26 protein-coding genes and 1 pseudogene are annotated in these 24,359 nt (G+C 46.3%); 14 read left to right on the top strand and 13 right to left on the bottom strand.

Going from position 1 to position 24,359, the window contains the following annotated elements:
- Positions 1–181: 181 nt before the first annotated feature.
- On the top strand, positions 182–1,153 hold the full coding sequence (locus Q7U10_08655; protein MDO8282669.1) for a DUF3187 family protein: 972 nt from the start codon (positions 182–184) through the stop codon (positions 1,151–1,153).
- A 3-nt stretch (positions 1,154–1,156) separates the two neighbouring features.
- Entirely contained in the window at positions 1,157–1,519 is a 363-nt protein-coding gene (locus Q7U10_08650; GenBank protein ID MDO8282668.1) for a hypothetical protein, read from the top strand.
- Between the two features lie 52 nt (positions 1,520–1,571).
- Here the strand turns inward: Q7U10_08650 and Q7U10_08645 are convergent, their stop codons facing one another.
- The 9 genes from Q7U10_08645 to uvrC all read right to left on the bottom strand — a co-directional run bounded on the left by Q7U10_08645 (position 1,572) and on the right by uvrC (position 10,097).
- Positions 1,572–1,913 (bottom strand): zinc ribbon domain-containing protein YjdM, encoded by a 342-nt coding sequence (locus Q7U10_08645; GenBank protein MDO8282667.1) that lies wholly within the window; start codon positions 1,911–1,913, stop codon positions 1,572–1,574.
- A gap of 97 nt (positions 1,914–2,010) precedes the next feature.
- On the bottom strand, positions 2,011–3,588 hold the full coding sequence (locus Q7U10_08640; protein MDO8282666.1) for a dehydrogenase: 1,578 nt from the start codon (positions 3,586–3,588) through the stop codon (positions 2,011–2,013).
- Positions 3,589–3,607: 19 nt separating this feature from the next.
- Positions 3,608–5,209: an NAD(P)/FAD-dependent oxidoreductase gene (locus tag Q7U10_08635; GenBank protein ID MDO8282665.1), complete on the bottom strand. Its 1,602-nt coding sequence runs from the start codon at positions 5,207–5,209 to the stop codon at positions 3,608–3,610.
- Positions 5,210–5,279: 70 nt separating this feature from the next.
- A complete protein-coding gene (locus Q7U10_08630) occupies positions 5,280–5,945 on the bottom strand; it encodes a class I SAM-dependent methyltransferase (GenBank protein ID MDO8282664.1) in 666 nt (221 codons plus the stop codon).
- 154 nt (positions 5,946–6,099) lie between these two features.
- Positions 6,100–6,537, bottom strand: coding sequence for a DUF5661 family protein (locus tag Q7U10_08625; protein ID MDO8282663.1), 438 nt, complete (start codon positions 6,535–6,537; stop codon positions 6,100–6,102).
- A 31-nt stretch (positions 6,538–6,568) separates the two neighbouring features.
- On the bottom strand, positions 6,569–7,060 hold the full coding sequence (locus Q7U10_08620; GenBank protein ID MDO8282662.1) for a hypothetical protein: 492 nt from the start codon (positions 7,058–7,060) through the stop codon (positions 6,569–6,571).
- Position 7,061: 1 nt separating this feature from the next.
- The gene (locus Q7U10_08615; protein ID MDO8282661.1) at positions 7,062–7,484 is read right to left on the bottom strand and encodes a YkgJ family cysteine cluster protein; all 423 of its coding nucleotides are present in this window, start codon (positions 7,482–7,484) and stop codon (positions 7,062–7,064) included.
- Positions 7,481–8,275, bottom strand: coding sequence for an inositol monophosphatase family protein (locus Q7U10_08610; GenBank protein MDO8282660.1), 795 nt, complete (start codon positions 8,273–8,275; stop codon positions 7,481–7,483). The genes Q7U10_08615 and Q7U10_08610 overlap by 4 nt, the downstream gene beginning before the upstream one ends.
- 13 nt (positions 8,276–8,288) lie before the next feature.
- Positions 8,289–10,097, bottom strand: coding sequence for an excinuclease ABC subunit UvrC (uvrC, locus tag Q7U10_08605; GenBank protein ID MDO8282659.1), 1,809 nt, complete (start codon positions 10,095–10,097; stop codon positions 8,289–8,291).
- Positions 10,098–10,266: 169 nt separating this feature from the next.
- Between uvrC and Q7U10_08600 the strand changes: the two genes are divergently transcribed.
- From Q7U10_08600 to hypD, 9 genes and pseudogenes are all read left to right on the top strand, one after another.
- A complete protein-coding gene (locus Q7U10_08600; GenBank protein MDO8282658.1) occupies positions 10,267–11,334 on the top strand; it encodes a hydrogenase small subunit in 1,068 nt (355 codons plus the stop codon).
- A gap of 23 nt (positions 11,335–11,357) precedes the next feature.
- Positions 11,358–13,073 (top strand): annotated as a pseudogene (locus tag Q7U10_08595) (nickel-dependent hydrogenase large subunit).
- A 10-nt stretch (positions 13,074–13,083) separates the two neighbouring features.
- Positions 13,084–13,740 carry a Ni/Fe-hydrogenase, b-type cytochrome subunit gene (cybH, locus tag Q7U10_08590; GenBank protein ID MDO8282657.1) on the top strand — a complete coding sequence of 219 codons (657 nt, stop codon included), beginning with the start codon at positions 13,084–13,086 and terminating at the stop codon, positions 13,738–13,740.
- 107 nt (positions 13,741–13,847) lie between these two features.
- A complete protein-coding gene (locus tag Q7U10_08585; protein ID MDO8282656.1) occupies positions 13,848–14,324 on the top strand; it encodes a HyaD/HybD family hydrogenase maturation endopeptidase in 477 nt (158 codons plus the stop codon).
- 13 nt (positions 14,325–14,337) lie between these two features.
- On the top strand, positions 14,338–14,583 hold the full coding sequence (locus Q7U10_08580) for a HypC/HybG/HupF family hydrogenase formation chaperone (protein ID MDO8282655.1): 246 nt from the start codon (positions 14,338–14,340) through the stop codon (positions 14,581–14,583).
- Positions 14,576–14,926 carry a hydrogenase maturation nickel metallochaperone HypA gene (gene hypA, locus Q7U10_08575; protein MDO8282654.1) on the top strand — a complete coding sequence of 117 codons (351 nt, stop codon included), beginning with the start codon at positions 14,576–14,578 and terminating at the stop codon, positions 14,924–14,926. The genes Q7U10_08580 and hypA overlap by 8 nt, the downstream gene beginning before the upstream one ends.
- A gap of 8 nt (positions 14,927–14,934) precedes the next feature.
- Positions 14,935–15,672 (top strand): hydrogenase nickel incorporation protein HypB, encoded by a 738-nt coding sequence (gene hypB, locus Q7U10_08570; GenBank protein MDO8282653.1) that lies wholly within the window; start codon positions 14,935–14,937, stop codon positions 15,670–15,672.
- The gene (gene hypE / locus Q7U10_08565; protein ID MDO8282652.1) at positions 15,669–16,661 is read left to right on the top strand and encodes a hydrogenase expression/formation protein HypE; all 993 of its coding nucleotides are present in this window, start codon (positions 15,669–15,671) and stop codon (positions 16,659–16,661) included. The genes hypB and hypE overlap by 4 nt, the downstream gene beginning before the upstream one ends.
- Positions 16,655–17,698 (top strand): hydrogenase formation protein HypD, encoded by a 1,044-nt coding sequence (hypD, locus tag Q7U10_08560; protein ID MDO8282651.1) that lies wholly within the window; start codon positions 16,655–16,657, stop codon positions 17,696–17,698. The genes hypE and hypD overlap by 7 nt, the downstream gene beginning before the upstream one ends.
- Positions 17,699–17,754: 56 nt before the next feature.
- Here the strand turns inward: hypD and Q7U10_08555 are convergent, their stop codons facing one another.
- Complete coding sequence (locus Q7U10_08555) at positions 17,755–18,165, bottom strand: threonyl-tRNA synthetase editing domain-containing protein (protein ID MDO8282650.1); 411 nt, start codon at positions 18,163–18,165, stop codon at positions 17,755–17,757.
- A gap of 69 nt (positions 18,166–18,234) precedes the next feature.
- Between Q7U10_08555 and hypF the strand changes: the two genes are divergently transcribed.
- Entirely contained in the window at positions 18,235–20,484 is a 2,250-nt protein-coding gene (gene hypF, locus Q7U10_08550; protein ID MDO8282649.1) for a carbamoyltransferase HypF, read from the top strand.
- On the opposite strand, the gene truA is transcribed toward hypF, so the two are convergent.
- Genes truA through Q7U10_08535 form a run of 3 tightly spaced genes read right to left on the bottom strand, consistent with a single transcriptional unit; the run spans position 20,478 to position 22,487 of the window.
- The gene (gene truA / locus Q7U10_08545) at positions 20,478–21,218 is read right to left on the bottom strand and encodes a tRNA pseudouridine(38-40) synthase TruA (GenBank protein ID MDO8282648.1); all 741 of its coding nucleotides are present in this window, start codon (positions 21,216–21,218) and stop codon (positions 20,478–20,480) included. The genes hypF and truA overlap by 7 nt on opposite strands.
- A 21-nt stretch (positions 21,219–21,239) precedes the next feature.
- Entirely contained in the window at positions 21,240–21,590 is a 351-nt protein-coding gene (locus Q7U10_08540) for a rhodanese-like domain-containing protein (protein ID MDO8282647.1), read from the bottom strand.
- Between the two features lie 18 nt (positions 21,591–21,608).
- Positions 21,609–22,487 carry a DUF362 domain-containing protein gene (locus Q7U10_08535; GenBank protein ID MDO8282646.1) on the bottom strand — a complete coding sequence of 293 codons (879 nt, stop codon included), beginning with the start codon at positions 22,485–22,487 and terminating at the stop codon, positions 21,609–21,611.
- A 167-nt stretch (positions 22,488–22,654) separates the two neighbouring features.
- Here Q7U10_08535 and Q7U10_08530 point away from each other — a divergent pair, with 167 nt between their 5' ends.
- Positions 22,655–23,989: a M23 family metallopeptidase gene (locus tag Q7U10_08530; protein MDO8282645.1), complete on the top strand. Its 1,335-nt coding sequence runs from the start codon at positions 22,655–22,657 to the stop codon at positions 23,987–23,989.
- A gap of 25 nt (positions 23,990–24,014) precedes the next feature.
- Positions 24,015–24,296 (top strand): hypothetical protein, encoded by a 282-nt coding sequence (locus Q7U10_08525; GenBank protein ID MDO8282644.1) that lies wholly within the window; start codon positions 24,015–24,017, stop codon positions 24,294–24,296.
- Positions 24,297–24,359: the final 63 nt, after the last annotated feature.

Genomic DNA, 24,359 nt, shown 5'->3' with positions numbered 1-24,359 from the left:
TATCCGAGCTGTCCGGAAAGATGGAAGACCTTGAAAAGGCTTTGAAGTTAAAGAACAGCCTTGCTTCTGCTGAGATCTATCTGCATTAAGAAGGTATTTGATAAGCCCTGTCCCTTAATTTAAGGGGCAGGGCTTATTTTGCTATTCTTCTAAAAAATTGCTTCTTCTGATAAAATCAACAATGCGATACGCCGGATATAGCACCTTTGTATTTCTGATCCTTTTCATCATCACGCCTTTTTCAATTGCCGGATCCTTTGACGGGCCTCTTCAGGTAAAGAACCAATACCCGATATTCATGCATGCCGGCGCGCCTTACATTGCGGCCGCATCAATGGAGAACTCCTTTTCCGCAAGCCTGTCACATTCAAGCACATATACTGTCCAGTCATCAAAAGACTGGGTCATTGATCAGGATATGGAGGTCACAGAGCTTAATCTGAGATACAAGAAGGTGCTTTATGACTCTGTTGAGATCGGCGTTGATATCCCTATCATCGCTCTGAGCGGCGGCTTTATGGACGGCTTCCTTGATTCATATCACAAGACTCTCGGCCTGCCTGATTATGGAAGAGGCGCACGGCCTGATGATGACTTTCTGTATGAGATAAGGAGAGACGGTAAGCTGATCGTTAAAGGCAAGACCGGTGTCGCGCTTGGCGACATAAGGCTTACAGCTAAAAAGCCTCTAATCTCTTCTGATGAAATGAAGTTGAGCCTGATGGGAGATATCGAGCTTCCGACAGGAAGCGCAAAAAAAGGATACGGCAATGGGAGCATTGATGCGGGTGTCGCTTTGCTGTTTAACAGGAAGATATCAGATGACTTTATGGCATATCTTAACCTCGGCTCAGTATTCCCCGGAGACCTGAAGGGGTATGAGGATATTAAACTTGAGGACTTCATACATGGAGGCGTTGCGGTTGAGACAACCTTAAAGGAGAAGTATTCGCTCATACTCCAGCTTCAGGGCCAGTCGAGGATATACCCAAGGACAGACCTGGGGGCAGTTGACAGGGGGGCATGGCTGCTCTCTTTTGGAGGGAGATATGTTGCAGGCAGGAACCTTTTTGAGCTCTCTTTTACTGAAGATATAAATTCATCAGGCGCGCCTGATTTCATTCTGAATCTTTCGTATAAAGCGAGGTTGTAAATTATGGATAACGACAAACTCTTTCATGACTGGGCTGTATCGTATCTCAAGCAGAAGCTCTCAAGGAGCTACACAGACGTAAAGATAAATCTTGAGGGCGGCGACAGGAACGAGTTCAAAGGGATGTATCCTGACCTCATACTCGGCAATCACGGGATGGTGCTTGCGATCATGCAGGTTGAGACAGAAATGACAGTGACGCCTGAGAAGGCGGAAGAGTGGAAGAAGCTTTCAGGACTCGGGGCAAAGCTGATAGTGATGGTTCCCAAGACTTCAAAGGCAAAGGTGATCGAGCTTTTATGGAAGGCCGGTATCGCTGACAAGGCGGCGGTCGGGAGTTATGAGTTTAATGTCAGTATGCCGTGAGGGAGAGGAGGCACGAGATCAGGCTGTAGCTCGTTAGGGCTGTCGCGTTAATCTATGCCTTTTTTACAAATTCCGATTTCAGCTTCATCGCTCCAATGCCGTCGATCTTGCAGTCAATATCATGGTCGCCTTCTACGAGACGGATGCTTTTTACTTTGGTGCCGACCTTAACTACCGATGAAGACCCCTTTACCTTCAGGTCTTTTATCACTGTAACGGCGTCACCGTCCTGAAGTAGATTTCCATAGGCATCATGAACAACAAGTTTATCATCAGCGCTCTCTGCGCTCGGATCTTGTGGCCATTCATGTGCGCATTCCGGACAAATATACAAAGTTTCGTCTTCGTATGTGTATTCTGAATTGCATTTAGGACATTTCGGCAAACTGCTCATGCTGTGTCTCCTGGTTATGGTTGGCTAACAATTAAAAGACTGTCGCCTGTATTTTCTGTAATAAGAAAATTCTAGTTGAATGAGTAAGCAAATACAACTATGAATATGCCTTCAAGCTGAACTCAACAGCCTTTATCGCATCAGCTGCCGAGCTCGTTATGCCGCCTGCGTAGCCAGCGCCTTCGCCGATAGGATAGAGGTTCTTTATATTTACTGACTCATATTTTTCATTGCGCATAATTCTTACGGGTGAGGAAGTTCTTGTTTCTGCTCCTAAGAGTATCGCATGGCCTGAGACAAACAATGGATAATCTTCTTTCCAGTGATTGAATGCGGTTAAAAGCGCTTCGTTTATAAAGCCGGGCAGAATTGTATTCATGGGGACGGATTCAGCGCCCATCTTGTAGGAAGTTTTATTCAGGCTGGCAGAGCTTCTGCCGCATAAAAAATCCATCAGATTCTGCGCAGGAACCTTCCAATCTCCGCCGCCTGCAGCAAACGCCTTTCGCTCGATATCTTTCTGGAACTCAAGCCCTGCCAATGGATGGGCTGATCCGTAATCAGTCGTATGGCAGGTTGCAACTATCGCTGAATTTGAGAATGCTGATGATCTGTTTGCGTAGCTCATGCCGTTGACAACGAGCATGCCGTCTTCAGATGAGGCATTCACCACCTCGCCTCCGGGGCACATGCAGAATGTGTAGACGCCCCTTCCTGTTTTTTTGTCGGTGTAGTTTAGAGAATAAAGCGCTGCTCCAATCTTCGGATAGTCCTTATATTTATCTCCATATCTCATGAGGTTTATGATCTCAACAGGATGCTCTATTCTTGTGCCGACGAATATCTGTTTCTGCTCCATGGTGACACCTTTTTTGTAGATCATCTCAAATGTATCACGCGCTGAATGCCCGAGCGCAATGAATATCATTGAAGAATGATATTCTGTGTCACCGTTTATCACTACGCCTGATGCCTTACCGTCTGTGATAAGTAAGTCGGTCATCTTTGCCCCATAGTGTATCTCCCCGCCTCTTTCCAGAATATAGTTCCTTATGCTCTTCACGATCCTGCACAAGACGTCCGTACCAAGATGAGGCTTGCGGATGTAGCCTATCTCTTCAGGCGCGCCGAATTTAATGAAGGTATCAAGCACCTTGTTTGCTGAATGCGAGTTCCTTAACCTGGCAAAGAGCTTTCCGTCAGAGTATGAACCTGCGCCGCCTTCGCCGAACTGGATATTGGATTCAGGGTCAAGCTTCCTCTCTTTAATAAACGTCTGAACATCAATCGAGCGTTCTTCTATCATCTTGCCTCTTTCAAATATCAGGGGTTTTATCCCATGCTCAATAAGCTCAAGCGCAGCGAAGATTCCTGCAGGGCCGAAGCCTATTATGATAGGACTCTCTTTGATGGTGATCGGGTTTTTGTCAGGCGTTATCGTCTCAGTGAATAGAGGGAAGTTTTTTTTGTTGTCGAAGCTTTCAGGAAGATTTACAACAATTGACAGTTCGTAGTAGAACGCTTCTTTGCTGCTCGCATCAAGTGACTTGCTCAGTATCTTAGTGAGATTTATACTGCTTTCACTTAGCCCAAGTTTTTCTGAAGCTGCTTTTATATATTCATCAATCCCGTCTTTTTCAACAGGTATCCGTAACTTGTTTAATATTAGATCCAAGAAAATCTCCTTAAAGAACTCAGCCCATCATGCTCAAGGCAACTGCCTCTGCAACCTTGATCCCATCAACGGCAGAAGAGAGTATCCCGCCTGCATAGCCTGCGCCTTCTCCTGCGGGATATAAGCCTTTGGTATTTATACTTTGCAGGTCATCATCGTTGCGTTTGATGCGTATCGGTGAAGAGGTGCGCGTCTCAACCCCGGTCAGCACGGCATCGGCAAGATCAAATCCATTTATCTGTTTTGCAAAGGCAGGCAGAGCTTCGCGTATCGCAGCAACAGCATAATCCGGCAAGGCTGTGCTGAGGTCGCACAGTTGCACACCGGGCGCATAAGAGGGCTGCACCATGCCTAATTTAGTCGAAGGCCTGCCTGCTAGAAAATCACTTACGAGCTGCGCTGGCGCATGATAATTTTTTCCGCCAAGTTCATAAGCGCGCGACTCCCAGTAACGCTGAAACTCCATGCCTGCGAGCGGGCCATTTGGATAGTCTTCCGGTGAGATGCCAACCACGATAGCGCTGTTGGCGTTGCTGTCACTGCGCGAATACTGGCTCATGCCGTTCGTCACAACACGCCCGGGTTCAGATGCTGCTGCAACCACCTTACCGCCGGGACACATGCAGAATGTGTAGACCGAGCGGCCGTTAGCAGCGTGATATACCAGTTTATAATCAGCCGCGCCGAGAAGCGGGTTGTCCGCGCTCTTGCCATGACGGCTGCGGTCGATGAGCGACTGCGGATGCTCGATGCGGAGGCCGATAGAAAAAGGTTTAGGCTCGATATAAATGCCATGCCTATGTATCATCTCAAAGGTATCACGCGCGCTGTGGCCGATCGCGAGGATGAGATGATCAGTTGCGATATCTTCACCGCTTGCCAGCGTCACGCCTTGCACCTTTCCGTTATTTATCTTAATGTCATCCACATGGCTTTCAAACCGTATCTCTCCGCCCAAGGATTGTATCTCAGCGCGCATCTTCTCCACTATGCCGACCAGCCGGAATGTGCCGATGTGCGGCTTGCTGACATAAAGTATCTCAGCCGGCGCGCCTGCCTTAACAAATTCCTCTAACACTTTTCTGCCGTAATGCTTCGGGTCTCTGATCTGGGTATGCAGCTTGCCGTCTGAAAATGTGCCTGCGCCGCCTTCGCCGAACTGCACATTTGATTCAGGATGAAGTATGCCCTTGCGCCAGAGGCCGAATGTGTCTTTGGTTCGCTCGCGCACAGCCTTGCCGCGCTCCAGTATCAGCGGGCGAAATCCTGACTGCGCGAGTATCAGCCCTGCGAATAGCCCGGCAGGCCCCATGCCGATAATGACCGGCCGTGATGTGAGTGTTTCAGGAGCTTGCGCGACAAAATGATAGCTGATGTCAGGTGCGGTTTTGATATGTAAATCTTTTTTGAACCGCTCAAGTATCTCAGCCTCATTGCGCGCTTCAATATCAAGCGTATATACAAAAAAGATAGCCGGTGATTTGCGAGCATCAACCCCGCGTCTGAATATAGCGTAGTTTGTAAGATCAACAGCAGGGATACGGAGCCTCTTGATAACAGCATCTCTTATCTCTCCTTTAGGATGATCGAACGGAAGTTTGAGTTCAGTCAGTCTTAGCATGCTTTAAATTTTGAATTTATATTTCAATTCAGGTGGCAATAATAAGCTATCACTTATAATGAGGAGGGAATTACTTGATGGCTTTGAATAGTAAATCTCTGCCAAAGAGCATATTCAGAGAACACGGGGTATTCTTTGATACTTTGAGAAACGGCAGGATTTTCCCTCCCAAAGGAATTATTAAAATATCTCTAAAATAGGGTGTTAATAATTTCCTTAATTTCTCAGGGTAAAACATGTGAACATGCGTTGGGTCGCTGTCAAAGTCTTTCCCGATAAGGAACTTATACCTATTCCTCATCCTTTTGCTGTTTGGAACAGAACCTATAAACATCCCGCCATTTTTTAAAACAGCTAATATTTTCTCAATAAATGGTTTTGTGTAATAAATATGCTCGACTATTTCACAAGCTACTACAACATCAAATGATTCTTTCTCAAAGGGAAATTCGGCGTTTAAGTCCAGCCATAAAGTTTCAATCCCGATCTTGCTCTTCGCAATATCCAGTGCCTTCCTGTCAATGTCCACGCCTGTTACAGTATTGCCTTTTGTGAAATATTTTGTTAACTCGCCGTCTCTGCATCCTAAATCCAAAACAACCTTTCCCTCGCCAATCCAGTCTTTTAAGTATATGCCTCTCTCACCATGGCAATATAAATATCCATATCTTTTCCCTTTCTCATGATGAGTTTTGTATACATCTTCTAAAAAAATCTTACCTGAATCAATACCCATAAAGTCTATAGAGTCCTTGCTTGTAGATGTATTAAATAAAATTTAACAACTAAATCAACTTTGACTGGCATATTATCATACCTCATGTTGTTAATTGTCAATATATCGTGCTGCAAACCATAAGGGCTAAATGAACTCCTGATTTCTTATATTTTCACTTCATCTGTTTAGCAACTGCCTGATTAAGCTCTTTCTGCGCCTTGATGAGTTTTTTGTATTTGGCTTCGATCTTCTTTATATCTTTAGCTAAGACCGCCTTCAGCAGGTCGCCTTCTATCTCAGCCACATCGATCCTCTTGTAGTAATCCATGGTCTCTTTGAGATGGGCTAAAACTATCTTCCCGGTTATGACAGGATGGTTGTTAGTGACATTCGCGTCTTCATATCTTGTGCCGTGTTCAAGTTCTACTTCCAATCCCTGCATGAAATCTTCAAGCGGGATATCCATTTTCTGGGTGTTCACTGCTTTAAGAATCGCTGATGCTTCTTTTTTGGATATGGTTCCTTCTTTTAGTTCTGACCAGTCTCTCAAACCAAGTTTTTTGCAGACTCTCTTCACCTCTTTAGCAGTTATATACTCTGGTAATTTCATGATCTCCTCCTTATATATGGCGTCTTATTTTTTATCTTCCCTGACTGCCGTATTTATCGCACATGGAATAAAGAAATTTCTGAAGCTCTTCCGGTGTAAGCAGTTTATCAGGCGGGGTATCCTCAAGCAGCATGGCATTTATAAATTTCTTCATGAGCGTAATGACCCCGTACTCAATCATCTCATGCGGCAGTGACTCAGGCGCGTTCTCTATGAGCAGGCGTTCGGTATGCCAGAACTCTTTTGTCGGAGCGGTGCCTGCGCAGAGGTTTTCTTTTATCTCTTTTGGAGTCGCACCTCTTGAGAGTGCCAGCGACATTATCTCATAGTTTGTAAGCTGGAGCCCCCTCATTGCAGGGTTTGCGCAGGCGCGGTGGCGGCCTTTTGTGATCGGATAGAAACTGTCATAATTAATGCCCGAACAATAGAGCAATGTGTTTTCGCCCCTGCTCTTATCAGGCCGTATTACAAGATATAAAAAATCGTTGATGTATTCATGTGAACCTTTCGTATTCATCGGCATATTATTCCTTATGTTTATCGAGTATCTCTTTGATCTCTTCAGCGGTATAAAGCCTTCCTTTGCCAACTCCTGCGCAGAACGGCGCGACCTCGCTCTCCCATGCTTTGGCATTCATATTCTCAGGCCAGAAGGGCCATGTCCGGCACTGAAGCGGACGCGCCTCATAGACCGTACACTTTTTATCTATCAGAAAACGGCAGTCTTTGTCAGGCTCTTTAAGATGAAAATAGCCATGCAATTTATCACAATATTTTCTTGTGAGCTGAAGAGTGGAGGTTCCGAGATGTTCTGCAAGCCGCCTTCTCTCTGCAAGGTTAAGATATATAAACCCGTAGACGCCCCTTGATGTGCAGCATCTTCCCGAGCCCTGGCATTCAAAGCGGATGCCGTCTTTGTAGAATGTTTTCTTTGCGATCTTGCTCATTCTTTATTTCTTAATGCTTCTAATGCCTTATTATGCAGTTTCATATTTGCGGAGACAAGCAGCGCGGTTGTTCTTGTCACACCGATAACTGTCTTATCTATATCATTTCCATCGAGGCCTGTTATGACGCCGCCAGCCTCTTTCACAAGAAGATACCCGGCAGCCATATCAAAGCTCCTTGTGGGGTACGGGATTATGAATGTGCTCAAGGCGCCTTGCGCGAGGAATGCCATGTCCAGCGCTGTGGAGCCGAAGCATCTTGTCCTGTTATAGAGCGAAAGCAGCGGGAGTATCTTTGCTATATCAACCTTCGGAGTCTGCGCCTCATATGCGATTGCCTTCGGTTCATCATCCTGCTGAACCGTAATACGCTTATTGTTCAGAAAACTTCCTTCACCCTTTATCGCCCAGTACTCATCACCGCTCGTCAGGTTTATGATGTAGCCGATGGCTGTTTCTCCGACAGTGTCGCCTTGAACAAGTGCTATTGATGTTGAGAATAGCGCAACCCCGCTAATGGCGTTCCTGCTTCCGTCTATCGGGTCGATGAGCAGCCTTGGCCCGCCGCCGTTCATCTCTTTGACCCCGCACTCTTCAGATATAATTGTTATCGGCTTCTTTGATCTCTCAACCTCTTCGATGATTATATCCTCTGCCTTTTTATCTATAGGAAAGGTCTTGTCACCGCCTGCGCCTTTGCCAAGCGCCTCTCGCTTGCGGAGTTCATCAAGGAGCGGCGGTATCTCAGTTATTAATCTTTTGCCTATCCTTCTCAGCTCGTTTATATTCATCTTCTGTGTTCCTTTATATGGACTTCTTTATCAGCTCAGCCACCTTGCTGTTCATTCCCTTCAGCCCGGCTATCTCCTCAACCGATGCCTTTCTTATCGCATCAAGGCCGCCGAAATGCCGCAGGAGCAAGAGCCTTCTTGTCTTGCCGATGCCCTTTATATCTTCAAGCGGAGACCTGAGCGTCCTCTTTGTCCTGAGTTTCTTATGAAAGGTTATTACAAAACGGTGAACCTCATCGCGTATCCGCTGAAGCAGATGAGTTGACGGCATAAAAGGGTCTAATGGGATAGCATCTCTTCTGCCCGGAAGAAATATCCTGTCCGGCTCCTGCTTATCTTTAACGGTCTTTGCCTTTGCAATAGCGGCTATATCAAAAGAGAGGCCGAACTCTTTCAGCGCGTTCATCGCAGACTTAAGCTGCCCCTTGCCTCCGTCAATCAGGATAAGCTGAGGCATCTCTCTGCTCTCTTCTGCAAAAACCTTAAGATGCCTTTTGATAACTTCCTCCATCATCGCAAAGTCATCAATGCCTTTTACTGTCTTTATCTTGTAAACTCTGTAGTCGTCTTTGAGAAACTCACCGTCTTCCCAGACAATAAACGCTCCCACCGCCTCAGAACCTGAGATGTTTGATATATCAACCGCCTCTATCCTTTCAGGTATGTTCTTTAATTTCAGAAGTTCTTTTACAGAGAGAAGCGTTGAGTCTACCTTCTTGTCTTTGTGTTTGCTAAGCGCAAAGAGGGCGTTTTCATTTGCCATGTTAAGCACCTTCTTTTCATGCTCTCCTCTTGCGTATGAGAGGCTCACAGCCTTGCCCCTTTTCTTAGTGAGCCACTCTTTCTCCAACTTAAGGTCCGCATTGATCGGGATAACTATCCTCGGCGGGATGAGTATCTCTTTTGAATAGAACTGCTCTATGAAGCTTTCCACAAGCTCGCTCTCCTCAGTATCACCGGCATTCTTCAGGAAGAAGTCTTTCTGCCCGATGACCTGTCCGTGCCTGATAAAGAGCATAAAGACGAGCGCCTCATTATCTTCCTTGAACAGTCCGATGACATCCATGTCTCCAAGTTCAGGAGCGATGACGCGTTGCGACTCCCATGCCCTTTCTATATTGCTTAATGTATCCCTGACCTGCGCTGCGTCTTCATACCTCTGCTCTCCGGAAAGGGACGCAATCCTGTGATGAAGGCTTGAGAGAAGCTCCTTCTTCTCGCCTATGAGAAAGAACTTTACCTCGTTCACCGTCTTCATATAGAGATCATGGTCTTTGTCTGAGCGCTTTGATTTATCGCAGGGCGCGAGGCACCTCGACATCTGGTGCTGGACACACGGCCTGAAAGGCTTGTCCATGTTGTACCTGCATGGCCTGATCGGGAAGCCATGCTCTATGAACTTGAGCATCTCCCACATAATGCCTGAAACAACATAAGGGCCGAAATAGAGCGAACCGTCCTTATCTATCTTTCTCACAACCTCGAGCCTCGGCCATGTCTCGTTCAAAGTGAGTTTGAGGTACGGGTAATTCTTGTCGTCGCGCAGGATTATGTTGAACTTCGGCTTGAACTGCTTTATGAAGTTAGCCTCAAGCGCAAGCGCCTCTATCTCGTTCTCCGTAACGATATATTCAAAGTCCCTGATCTCCTCCACCATCTTTGCCTTTCGGTTATCAAGGGCCGCGGACTTCTGAAAGTATGACCTGAGCCTGTTGCTGAGGTTCTTTGCCTTTCCGACATATATCGTCTTCTCCTTCGCCCCTTTCATTATATAGATGCCTGGAGAGGACGGGGCCTGACGGAGTTTGTTTGTGAAATCCATAGGTTAATTATAACCTATGTCAGCATAATGCTTATATTATTAAAATATTCGTTGACATATATAGTGTGTTGTGATAATTTTATGTAAACATACCTGCCAATTAAGATAATTTAAGACATAAAAAAGGGGAGGAATTATGAAATCTTTTCCAGACGAGGCCCTGCAGAAGATGTCTGAATCTCTGGACGCTTTAGCCCGCAAAGGAGTATCCCGCCGTGACTTTATGAAGTTCTGTACCTCAATGGCCGCACTTTTATCACTGCCCGCAACATTCATTCCAAAGATCGCCGAGGCTATAACCGGGAAGAAGCCTATCCTTGTTTGGCTTGCGTACCAGGACTGCGCAGGAGATACCGAGGCGCTTCTGAGGGCGACCAGTCCAACTGTCGGACAGCTCGTTCTTGATATCCTGTCCGTTGATTATCATGAGACGATCATGTCTCCTTCAGGATTTCAGGCTGAGAAGTCGCTGATGGATGTGGTGAAGAACAACAAAGGGAATTATTTTGTCGTTGTCGAAGGTTCGATACCTCTTAAGGATGACGGTGTTTATTGCTGTATAGGCGGCAGGACAGCCGTTGATATCGCCAGAGAGGTCTGCGGCAACGCACTTGCTACTATATCGGTAGGCACATGCGCTTCATACGGCGGATTGCCTGCTGCAAGCCCGAATCCAACAGGCGCGGTGAGCGTCAAAGAGGCTGTTCCAAACGCGACTGTGATCAACCTTCCGGGCTGTCCTGTGAATGCGGAGAATATAACAGCCACGATAGTCCACTACCTTACTTTAGGCGCGCTTCCAAATGTAGACAATTTTGGCAGGCCTCTCTTTGCTTATGGCAAGAGGATACATGACAACTGCGAGAGAAGGGCGCACTTTGATGCCGGACAGTTTGTGCAGCATTGGGGAGATGAGGGAGCAAGGAATGGATGGTGCCTTTATGAGATGGGATGCAAAGGGCCAGAGACATTCCATAACTGCCCGACTGTCAAATACAACGAAGGAACAAGCTGGCCAGTGCAGGGAGGACACGGCTGTCTCGGATGTTCCGAGCCGATGTTCTGGGATAATATGACGCCTTTCTACAAGCGGCTTCCGAATGTGCCCGGCTTTGGCGTTGAGAGCACTGCCGACAAGGTCGGTGCAGGGCTTGCAGCGGCCACGGCAGCAGGCATTGTAGTTCATGGGATCGCAAGGGCTATATCTCCGAAAAACAAAGAAGACGAAGATAAATAATATATAAAAGGAGGTGGCTTGAATTGGCTAAAAAAATCGTAGTTGACCCGGTAACAAGGATAGAAGGGCACCTGAGGATCGAGGCAAAGGTTGAGAACGGCGTGGTTGTTGACGCATGGAGCTCAAGCACGATGTTCAGGGGGATCGAACTCATTCTTAAGGGCAGAGACCCGAGGGACGCCTGGGCATTTACCCAGCGTATATGAGGCGTCTGAACTACGGTTCATGCAACCGCCTCGGTGAGAGCGGTCGAAGATGCCTTAGGCATCACAGTTCCAGATAACGCAAGAATTATAAGAAACCTTATTACCGGCATACAGTATGTACAGGACCATGTAATACATTTTTACCACCTTCACGCCCTTGACTGGGTTGACATAGTGAGCGCGCTGAGCGCAGACCCTGCAAAGACATCAGCGCTTGCGCAGTCGATCTCTGACTGGGGTAAATCAAGCACAGACTATTTCAAAGCAGTTCAGGACAAGGTCAAGGCATTTGTAGAGAACGGCCAGCTCGGCCCGTTTGCCAATGGCTACTGGGGACATCCGGCGTACAAACTTCCGGCAGAGGCCAATCTCATGGCTGTTGCACATTATCTTGAGGCGCTTGACTGGCAGAGGGATGTCATAAAGATGCAGGCCATGCTCGGTGCGAAGAACCCGCATGCTCAGACCTATATAGTCGGCGGCATGTCGATACCTGTAGACCCGAACAGCCAGAACGCGCTTAACGCAGGCAGCATAGCCTTTATGCACGGCCTTGCGCAGAAGGCAAAGGAATTTGTCGAGCAGGTCTATATACCCGACATACTCGCTGTTGCTCCTTTTTATCTTGACTGGGCAGGCCACGGCGCAGGCGTAGGCAACTTCCTCTCATACGGCGAGTTTCCGCATGACACAGTCACGAACTCATCAAATCTCTGGCTGCCACGCGGGATAATTCTCAACAAAGACCTTTCAAAAGTCCATCCTGTTGACCACAAGAAGGTCACGGAATATGTGACGCATTCATGGTATGAGTATTCAGGCGGAGACGGCGCAGGCAAACATCCGTGGGACGGCGAGACGAATTATAAATACTCAGGGCCTAAACCTCCGTATGCAGAGCTTGATACTGACAAGAAATATACATGGCTAAAGGCTCCGCGTTATGATGACATGGCGATGGAGGTCGGGCCTCTCTCAAGGATGCTCGTTGCATATGCGTCAGGCCATGAAAGGATCCAGGCTGTGGTCAACAGTGTTCTGAAGAAACTTGGGAACCTTCCTCCAACAGTTCTCTTCTCAACGCTCGGCAGGATAGCGGCAAGGGGAATTGAGACACTTGTCACAGCAGAGCAGATACCTGTCTGGATAGATCAGCTTGCCGCCAACATGAAGAAGGGCGACCTGAAGATACACTCAGGCGAGAAGTGGGATCCGTCTGAATGGCCGAAAGAGGCACAGGGTTACGGCCTTCACGAGGCTCCGAGAGGCGCGCTCGGACATTGGGTAAAGATCAAGGATCAAAAGATAGAGAATTATCAGTGCGTTGTTCCCGGAACATGGAACGGTTCTCCGAGAGACGCAAAGGGGCAGAGAGGCCCGTTCGAGGAGGCGCTGATTGGGACGCCTGTAGCCAACATTGACCAGCCTGTGGAGATACTGAGGACCATACATTCATTTGACCCGTGTATGGCATGCGCTGTTCATGTGGTGGATGCAGAGGGCAAAGAGGTCATTAGGATAAAGGTAGTTTAGGGAGGCTGATATGATGAGCGAACGAAAGAGAGTATATGTCTGGGAGTTTCCGGTAAGGCTTACCCACTGGCTCTTTGTTCTCAGTATAGTTGCCTTTGCAATTACAGGGATATACATCGGCAACCCCTATCTCTATGCCTACACAACAAAAGAGTACATAATGGGCTGGATGAGGTTCATACATTTTGTCTCAGCGTATGTGTTTCTGATCAGCTTCATTATCCGTATGTACTGGTCGTTAATGGGCAACAAGTATGCCTGCGTCTGCTCATGGTTCCCGTTCACAGCGGAGAAGATGGGCAGCTTTGTTGCGGAGCTCAAGTATTATCTCCTTATCAGCAGAAAGCCGTCTTATGCAGTGGGGCATACCGTGCTTGCGGGATTCACCTATCTGATAGTCTTTCTGCTCTTCATCTTTGAGATATGCTCAGGCTTTGCATTGTATTCAGTGTATCATACAGGTACGGTCTGGTTCGTGCTCGGCGGATGGATGAGAGGCTTCATGTACCTGCCGGTGATCAGGCTCTACCATCATCTTGTGATGTATGTACTCATAGCATTTGCGATCTTTCATGTTTATGTTGTCATCTCTTCTGATTCAAAGGAGAAGAGCGGACTGCTCCTCTCGATCTTCAACGGCTACAAATTTGTTACGGGTAAAGAGTGAGAATGATCTCGTAAAGAGTTATGAACGGCAAGTAACGGGTTAATTACACTATAGCCCCGGAAGTCCTGAGTGATTGAGGTTTCCGGGGCTGATTTTTGGAGAAGGCTTTGAAGATAACCATATTAGGCATAGGCAACACTCTCATAAGCGATGACGGGGTCGGGGTTCATATCGTTAATAAACTTGACGATGAATATACTTTCCCTGACAATGTCACTCTGATAGACGGCGGTACAAAGGGGCTTGACCTTCTGCCTTTTATTGAAGGGAGCGACAGGCTTCTGATAATTGACGCTGCAAACTTCAAGAAAGAGCCCGGCACTATCGATACCGTCATCGGCGACAGGATACCCGCTTTTCTGAGCCAGAAACTTTCAGTGCATCAGATAGGCCTGCCTGATATGCTATTTGCGGCAAAGCTCATGGGAATAAGCCCGCCTGAGATGTGCCTTATAGGGATACAGCCGAAGTCTATGGATACAAGCACTGAGATGTCAGAGGAGATAAAGGCAAGGTTTTACGATCTCTATGCAGAGGTTTTGGGTAAGCTGAGTGAATGGGGTATTAATCCAATCAAAAAATAAGGTATAAATAATTATGTGTGTAGGCGTACCGATGCAGGTTATAGAGATAAATTATCCCTCAGGAATAGCTGAGGCAAGGGGTGTGAAGCGCAATATCGGGCTTCAGCTTCTGCCTGAGGGCGATGTGAATATCGGCGACAATGTTATTGTCCATGTGGGATTTGCCATTGAGAAGGTGGACAAGAAGATGGCTGATGAGATATGGCAGGGCTTTGATGAGATACTCAGGCTGATGGATGAGGAGGATGCAGGTGCATGAGGTCTCAATAGCCTTGAGCATGATGGATGAGCTTGCGAGGATAGCCAAAGAGAACAACGCAAAGCATATCATCGCCGTCAATTTGAGAATAGGGAATGCAAGCGGCATTGTCACAGATTCACTTAAGTTCGCGTTCGATGCGATAAAGTTGGAGAACCCACTCATCTCAACAGCAGAGATATTTATTGAAGAAGTCCCTTTAGAGTATGAATGCAAAGAGTGCAAAAATAGTTTTCAGCTTGAGAGTATACATTTCCCGTCCTGCCCTTTTTGCAAGTCTTACAAATTGAAGCTTCTCTCAGGTGAAGAGATGGATATAGTTAATATTGAGTTGGAAGTGTAAGGAGAGATATGTGCGATACATGCGGATGCGAACATAGTCACGAACACCCCCCTCATTCCCCCCTTGGTAAGGTGGGAGGAAAGACGGTTGAGATTAATCAGAGCCTGCTAAAGGCGAATGAAGATGCTGCTGCGCATAACAGGGAGCATTTTGACAAAAGCGGTATCTTCACCTTAAACCTTATAAGCTCACCCGGCTCCGGCAAGACAACTCTGCTTGAGAAGACTGCTGAGGCGCTGAAGGATGAATTCAGCCTCGGCGTTCTTGAGGGCGACATAGAGACCGACCTTGATGCCGAGAGGATAAGGAAGAAGGGCGTGCCTGCCGTTCAGCTTACAACCGGAGGCGCCTGCCATCTTGACTCAGCGCTTATACATAAAGGCATGCATGAGCTTGAGCATCAGCTTCACGGCAAGAAGATGGATATGCTCTTTATCGAGAATGTGGGCAACCTTGTATGCCCGTCATTCTTTAATCTTGGCGAGCATGTCAGGGTCGTACTTGTATCTGTGCCTGAAGGCCCTGATAAACCCATAAAATATCCAAAGGCATTTAAGACATCGCATGTCTTTATCATCACCAAATCAGACCTTCTTCCTCATTTTGATTTTGATGTTGAGAAGGTTAAGAAGGATGCGCTGTCACTCAATCCTGACCTGAAGATATTTGTCATATCCGCGACAACAGGCTATGGGATGGGTGAGTGGTTTGATTTTCTCAGGAGCAAGTTGAAAGCTAAGAAATGAAGAAGATCGAGATTGGACACGGCAGCGGAGGCAGGCTCACAAGGGACCTGATAGAGAAGCTCTTTCTCAAATATCTTGATTCGAGCGAACTTAAGCCTCTTGAGGATGCGGCCTATATAAGTTTTGAAAACCCGCATATAGCCATCACCACTGATTCTTATGTCGTGCGCCCTCTATTCTTCCCCGGCGGCGATATCGGCAAGCTTGCTGTATGCGGAGCTGTGAATGACCTCGCTGTAAGCGGCGCGATCCCAAAGTATCTTTCACTCAGCTTCATCATTGAAGAAGGCTTTCTCATCAGCCATCTGAAAGATGTGCTTAAGAGCATAAAGATGACATCGGAAGCCGCAGGGGTGAAGATAGTCACTGGCGATACAAAGGTTGTTGAGAGGGGCAAATGCGATGGGTTGTACATTAACACCACTGCTGTCGGTGAGATAGTCAAATCTCTTGTGCTTGATAATATCGCAGACGGCGATGCGGTCATTGTCACAGGCACACTTGGAGACCACGGCACTGCTGTTGCAATAGCAAGGAATGAGTTTGACATAGATGCATCCGTAGAGAGCGATTGCGCACCGCTTAATAGTTTGCTCACGCCTCTTTTTGATATTAACGGACTGAAATGGATGCGCGACCCAACCCGCGGAGGCGCTGCCACAGTACTTGTTGAGGTTGCAGATAAGACTCATCTTGGCGTTGAGATTTACGAAGAAAATATTCCTGTTCGGGATGATGTTAAGTTCATTTCTGATATGCTCGGATATGACCCGCTTTATCTCGCCAACGAAGGCAAGGCAATTATAATAACTTCACAAGAGACAACAGATGAGGTTCTAAACAAATTAAGGCAGCATACATTAGGAAAGGACGCGGCTCTCATCGGCAGGATAATGGCAAATCACAAAGGTGTGAGGCTCAGAACAAAGATAGGCGGTGAGCGCGTGCTTGATATGCTTGAGGACGATATGCTTCCGAGGATATGTTGAAGAAATCAGAAAAGATCATAAAGCACATCCACTCACTTGTCCCGCATGACCGCAAGGTAAAGATAATGAATGTCTGCGGCTCGCATGAGCATACGATAGCGTTTTCAGGTATGAGGAGTTTAATGCCGCAAAACCTTGAACTCATTCCCGGCCCCGGATGCCCTGTATGCGTCTGTCCGGAAAGCGATATCATCAACGCCATAAACCTTTCAAAAAGAGATGATATAATTCTCGTTACATACGGCGATATGCTGAGAGTGCCGTCAAAGATCGGGTCGATAAGAAGCATTGGGAAGAACTACAGGATGATCACATCGCCTTTTGAAGCGATCACTATCGCGAAGAATCATGCTGACAAAAAGATCGTCTTCTTCTCAATAGGATTTGAGACGACGACCGCGCCCACAGCGGCGATACTTGAAATGGGCGTTCCGGATAACCTTTATATCCTAAGCTCTCACAGGCTGACACCTGCGATAATGGAGATACTTGTGAAGGATGCTGATATCGGCATAGACGGTTTCATCGCTCCGGGCCATGTGTCTGCTATTGTCGGCTCAAACGCGTGGAATGTATTTTCTGAAAAATACGGCATTCCTACAGTTGTAGCGGGTTTTGAGGCGGAGAACCTTCTGCTCGGCATCGCTGATATATTGAGGCAGATCAAAGACGGCGTTGCACGAACAACCAATGTCTATAGCAGCGTTGTAAAGCCGGAAGGCAACATACAGGCACAGAGGATAATGCATAAATATTTTGAGGTCTCAAGCGTGAACTGGCGGGGCATAGGCTATATCCCTGATTCAGGGCTTGAGCTGAAGAGCGAGTATTTCGTAAAAGATGCAAGAAAAGTTTTTGAACTTAAAGATGTTAAGGAAGAGAAGATTCCGGGATGTATCTGCGGCGAAGTCATACTCGGCAAGGCTTATCCGTCAAAATGCAAACTATTTAAAAAGGCATGCACTCCGCAAAGTCCCGCAGGCCCATGCATGGTTTCTCAGGAAGGCTCATGCAATATCTGGTACAGGACGAGTTAATGTATATCTCTTAACACACCCCTGCACCCCTCTTTTTAGAGGGGAAAGGATTCTCACTAAAACTCTTTAAATACCTTTGCCAGAGACTCGCCTGCCACGTGCATCTTCCATTCATTCAGATATCCGAAAGGTGTTTCAGTAATTGTGTAGCCTGTTCTTGAGAGGCGTTCCTTTACATCCGTGATTATCTCATTCGTCAATTCCGGTGCGGCCTTTGACATTGAGAGGTGGCTGAAGGAATGGAGCACGATGGTTTTAGTATCAAACTTTCCGGCGACCCATTTGACGTTCTTTACGAATTTGGATATGACGCTGCTCTTCTTCTCACTGTCTCCTTCCTCTGCCTGATAAAATACCACAACAACGTTCTCGACCATTTCTTCCATATCATGGTCAGGCACATCGTCAAGGATCTTTTTGTATGTCTTAAACCAGAATGACGGCGCGTAGTAAAGTATGAGCCTCATCTATCGATTAAACCTTCCTCGTGAATTGTCATTGGTAATTATATAATATATTGCGTGGAGCAAGTTATTATGAGGCTGAAGATCAATATAACAGGTGTTGTGCAGGGCGTCGGCTTCAGGCCGTTCATCTACAGGCTTGCCAAAGAGATCGGGCTGAACGGGTATGTCTGCAATGACGCAGGCGGAGTTGTTGTCGAAGTTGAAGGTAAGGAGCCTCTGCTAACAGACTTTCTCCTGCGCATTGAGAAGGAGAAACCGGCGCTCTCCAGAATATACGGCATGCATCATTCCTTTCTGCATGATAAGGGATTTAATGAGTTTGTAATTAAAGAGAGTGAGAGAGAAGGTGAGATCAGAGTCTCTGTTCTCCCTGACATAGCGACCTGTGATGAATGCTTGCGGGATGTTTCAGATAGAGACGACAGAAGGTTTGCTTATCCTTTTACCAACTGCACAAACTGCGGACCGCGCTTTACCATCATAAAAGACCTGCCATATGACAGAAAGAATACATCCATGAAGAATTTCAGGATGTGTTCTGATTGCGAGAGTGAGTATGGCGACCATTCAGACAGAAGGTTCCATGCCCAGCCTGACGCATGCCCTGTCTGCGGGCCTGAGGTTTCTTTGTTTGACAATAAAGGTAAAGCTGTAAGCAGTAAAGATGAGGCTATTGAGCAATGCGTTGCACTTATAAACGAAGGCAACATCATCGCCATAAAGGGATTAGGCGGTTATCATCTTTTATGTGACGCATGGAATGCTGAATCAATAACGAAACTGAGAGAGAAAAAGCAGAGGGAAGAGAGGCCGGTTGCTGTCATGTTCCCTGGCATTGGATCAATAAAGGCTGAGGCGCATGTCAGCATACTTGAAGAACGTGCCTTGTTCTCTGTCGAGCGGCCGATTGTCATTCTCAGAAAGAAGAAAGGGGCGAGGCTTCCTGATTCGATCTCTCCGGGCAATGACACCATAGGCGCATTCCTTCCATACACGCCCCTTCACCACATAATATTACAGAAGCTGAAAAGGCCTGTTGTGGCAACGAGCGCCAATATTTCAGATGAGCCGATTGCAAAGGATGAAGATGACGCATTCAAAAGGCTTTCAGGCATTGCTGATTATTTTTTAATTCATGACAGAAAGATAATCAGGAGATGTGATGATTCAATTGTAAGGATAATTGCTGACCGGCAGATGCCGATAAGGCGCTCAAGAGGATTTGCTCCACTGCCTGTCATATTGCCCTTCAAACTAAAAAAGCCGGTGCTTGCGCTTGGTTCTTACCTGAACAATACGATCGCTGTCGGCATTGATGACAAGGTTTATTTATCACAGCATATAGGAGATCTTGAAACACCGCGTGCAATGGAGTTCTACGAGGAGACGGTCAATGACTTTTTGATGCTCTTCAATATCAAGCCTGAGGTGGTTGTCGCGGACATGCATCCGCGATACTTCAGCACAATATTTGGAGAGAAGCATTACAAAGATAAGCTTGTAAAAGTCCAGCACCATTTCGCGCATATACTTTCATGCATGGCTGAAAATGATATTCAGAAGGATGAAGAGGTGATTGGATTTGCATTTGACGGAACAGGCTACGGAACTGACAAGACGGTATGGGGCAGCGAGGTTCTGATCGCTTCATATTCAGGCTTCAAAAGGTTATATCATCTTCATCCTTACCGCCTGCCCGGAGGAGAGAAGGCTGTTAAAGAACCTTTCAGAACAGCTTTGTCTTTACTCTATGAGACATTCGAAGATTCTTCCGGGTTTGATCTTCTCTCTTTGTCTGAACAGGAGAAGAAATTTTATTTAGATATGATAAGAAAAGGTGTTAACTCGCCTTTGACAACAAGCATGGGAAGGCTCTTTGACGGCGTTGCTTCAATTGTCGGTTTAAAGCATCATGTGTCGTATCACGCTCAGGCGGCTGTCATGCTTGAGCAGGCGGCTTCACGCTCAGATGAAGATGGAGGTTATCTCTTCAGCATAAATGAGGGTATCATAGACTTCCGGCCAATGATCAGAGAGATTGTGAAAGATAAACAATCAGGAGTTTCAACAGATGCCATAGCAAAGATATTTCACAACACAATTATTGAGATAATAATATCTCTTGCAGAGTCATTAAGAAATGAAACAGGCATTAATAAGGTTGCTCTTTCAGGCGGGGTATTTCAGAACGCGATACTTCTCTCCGGGGCATTTAATAAATTAAAGGAGAAAGGTTTTACTCCTCTGATCCATCAGCTTGTTCCATCAAATGACGGCGGGATTTCACTTGGGCAGGTTGTAGCTGTCCACTTTCAATAAATGACCTTAACCAGAAACAAGGCATGAGGAGGAGCAGTAAAGCCGGCCTCTGAGCGCTTTTCCTTTTCAAACATCTCTTTAACTTCTGAAACAGAAAGCTCACCTAAACCAACTTGAATGATCGTCCCGGTGATCACCCTGATCATCTTATGAAGAAAACCATCTCCTGAAAAATTGAGAGTGATCTCACTCTCTTTTTTAAGGATCTCGATCTTTGAGATAGTCCTTACGGTCGATTTGTTCTTTGACTTCAAGGCGGTAAAACTTCGAAAGTCTTTGGTCCCGACAAACAGCTCCGCAGCCCGTTTCATCTCTTCAACATTTAGAGGTTTTTTTACTTGAAGATAATAGCCCCTGTTGAAGATATTCTTTTTAAAAGGATGGTTCCAGATCCGGTATAGGTAGTTTTTCCCTTTTGCATTCAGCCTTGAATGGAAACGTTCAGGCATCTCCTCGATCTCAAGGAGATTGATATCTTCAGGAAGGTATTTATGTAGATACTCCTCTATTTCTGAAAGTTCCTTTTGACTTTGAGTATGAAAATTCGCAACTTGTCCCAGGGCATGCACTCCTGTGTCAGTACGACCTGATCCGTGAAGCTCGATCTTCTCTTCAGTCATCAGCTGCAGCACATGCTCAATCCTTCCCTGAACCGTGCTTTTAATAGACGTCTGGCGCTGCCATCCTTTATAACGGCTGCCATCGTATTCCAAAACAAGTTTTATGTTACGCATAAAATTCTTCCGATGAGGGCATCACACTTCTTCAATCGGCAGGTTATGCTCAACCCATTCATCTATCCCGCCTTCATACACCTTCACGTTCTTCACATTCAAAGATATGAGCGCAGATGCGACTTTTTTTGAGGCGACGCAGTCTTTGTGTTTGCAGTAGATTATTATCTCGCTGTGTCCTGCCAGTTCTTTTCTTCTGTCTATGACAGTCGGGTAATCAATAGTGGTTGAGGTTTTTATCTTATGTTTATTCCCATGATAATTGCCGATGGTGTCAACAATAATATAGTCTGATTTATTGTTAATGCGGTCTAAGAGTTCTTCCTTTGTTATGCATTCAAGCGGGATGTTCCAATTTCTTGTGTAAGGCATTTAGTCTCCTATATTATCTTAATGTTTATAAACCGCCCTGTACAGCAGGCTTGCGGTTGTCTCTTTAATGTATCTGAGCCTTGTTGAGAATAGGCATCCCTGCCTGTACTTCACCTCAAGATGCTCGACAGGCGAGCCGAGCAAATTTATCTCAGGCCTGCCCCAAAGCTCCAACGCCATCTTATATGTTTCGTTGTCATAAAGGTCGATGCCCATTACTGCGGCAGCGGTAATATCAACTGCAAGTATATTCTCTCCCGCAAGCACAACGCCTGTATATTTAGGTGTGCTCTGCACTTCGTCAAACTCATTTCCCCATACTCCGTCAACAAGGCAGAAGTCACTTTTTATTATCTGGTTCATATCCATGATCGCCTTTCTTATGAATGGATGGTACATGAGCTTTTGCTTGCGTAGCGGGACGCAGCCGAAGATGTTCTTCATGCATAATGTCACGCCTGCCAGCGAGTGGGTCTTCATCTTTGCGATGTTGACGACATAGTCATGCTTTAATACGGTGGCATTAAAAGGCATCTCTTTTGTGTGGTAAGGCTTTGGTATCTTTTTCCAGACTATCTCCGCCTCGCGGATATCTTCAAGGCGGACATTCGGGAACTCCTCAACAAGCTCGCGGTAGCCGAGCTCGTTAAAAGCTGTTACTGTATCACTGCATGACTCGCCAATGGTTATTCTTGGTGCGTCATGGATCCGCTCTATCACTGCCCTCACAAGGCCGGTATTAACCGTCATGCCCTCATAGCATGGCCTTCCGCCGGTAAGATTGGGTTTTATATAGACACTCTTTCCCGTTACGCTGAAGCCGAGTGCGTCAAGTGCTTCGCATGCTCCGATGTAAGGGTCTTCTGTTTTAGCAAGGTATACGTCTGTTTTAGCCATGAAGAATGCCTCCCTTATATAGGGTTAAAGTCTGTCTGTTCATATTATAACTATTTGCCCTTTGATTTAGTTTTCGCAAGATATTATATTAGATGGTCATTATTTGGTATTTTTTTGAAATCCCACTAATAATAAAGTCAAATTATATATAGTTATCTGGAGGCTGGATGAGCGGTTATGTAAGTAAAAGCAGTGGTGGTATCTTTAAGAAGTTATCAATAACGGTTGTGCTCTTATTCATCCTTCTTGCTATCGGTTATGCCGCGTATAAATTATTCTTTATCCCGGCTCCGGTGATCGAAGGAACTGATGCATTTAAATTTATCTCTTCCAATAAGACGGTTGTGCTGAATGCAAAGAACCTGAAGTCTATTGTGATATCGATCAGCCAGAATGGAAAGACTGCCGAGCTGTTAAGGGATGTGACGCCGATCAGTGATAAGAAATATTCAATTCAGGTTAAGACAAAGGAGCTGCAGCTTAGCGACGGCCCTGCAAAGATCTCCATAGTCGCATCATCGGGCGGTTTCAGGGAGGCCAAGCAAGAGATAGACTCTGTAATCGATACCACCCCGCCTACTCTTGATGTATTGATGTCTCCGTATATGGTCACTGTCGGAGGCGGCGGCTTCATCGCCGTCAAGTCTAAGGATGCTGATGCTGTATTTGTTAGATTAAAGGATTACCGGTTTGAAGGCTATAAAGCGGCTGATAACCCGGGCGCTGACGGGGCTTTTGAGTACTATATCTTCTTCCCTGTGCTCCTTGATATTGTTGAAGGAGGCACTATTCACGCAGTTGCGGAAGACATGGCCGGCAATCAGAGGGTCAGGGCTGTTGATACAAAGATAATCGGGAAGACGTACAGCGCGTCTTCGATAAATATTTCAGACACATTTATAAACACGGCTGTTGTCTCGATCCTGAACATCACGAGCACTTCTGATCCGGTCGGTTCATTCAAAGAGGTTAATGAGAAGATGAGGGCTGAAAATGTTGCAAAGCTGCGTGAGATAGCCAAGGTCACAGAATCGAAGATGCTTTGGGAGGGGAACTTCCTTCAGATGAAGAACAGCCAGGTCATGGCAAAGTACGGGGATAAGAGAGATTATATATACAACGGCAGAAAGATAAGCGAGAGCGTCCATCTCGGGTATGACCTTGCCGCAAACGCGAATTCTCCTGTTGAAGCTGCCAACACCGGCATCGTCAGGTTTGCGGGAGATCTGGGTATATACGGCAACACCGTAGCGATAGATCACGGAATGGCGCTCATGAGCATTTACTCTCATCTTTCGGAGATCATGGTAAAGGAAGGCGACGAGGTCAAGAAGGGCGCTGTCATAGCCAGGTCAGGGGCTACCGGTTTTGCAGGCGGAGACCACCTCCATTTCGGTATACTTATACACGGCCATGAAACATCGCCTATCTTCTGGTGGGACACCCACTGGCTCAAAGTAAATATATTTGATTATCTGGAGAAAGGTAATCCTCAGACATAAAATAATTTAAATAAAGAGCGTTATCATGTGCCCTGAAGAGACAATACATAAGATTCCTGCTTACAATATAGTTGAAAAAAAGATCAGGCAGATCGACAGGAATATCATGGTATTCCGTGTATTCTTTATCCCTGTAGAATCTATCTACAGGTTTCTGCTGATAAGGAAAGACAGGATGTGTACTGTAGCAGTGCCCAAGTCCCTTCTTGAGGAGCTTAAAGACGGCGGCACTGCGTTAGAAGAAGAGCTGGCTGAAACCCTTCTCATCTCCATTGATAATGATGACTTCTGGACAGAGATCCGTTAGTTATATTAATCCAATCCCCGATTTATTCTAAAAATCTCCTCTTGACCAACAGGTAAAGCTGTG

This window comes from Thermodesulfovibrionia bacterium, assembly GCA_030646035.1.
Classification (GTDB): Bacteria; Nitrospirota; Thermodesulfovibrionia; order UBA6902; family UBA6902; genus JACQZG01.
Note: the sequence above shows the minus strand (reverse complement) of the source record. Positions and strands in the feature narration are given on the sequence as shown.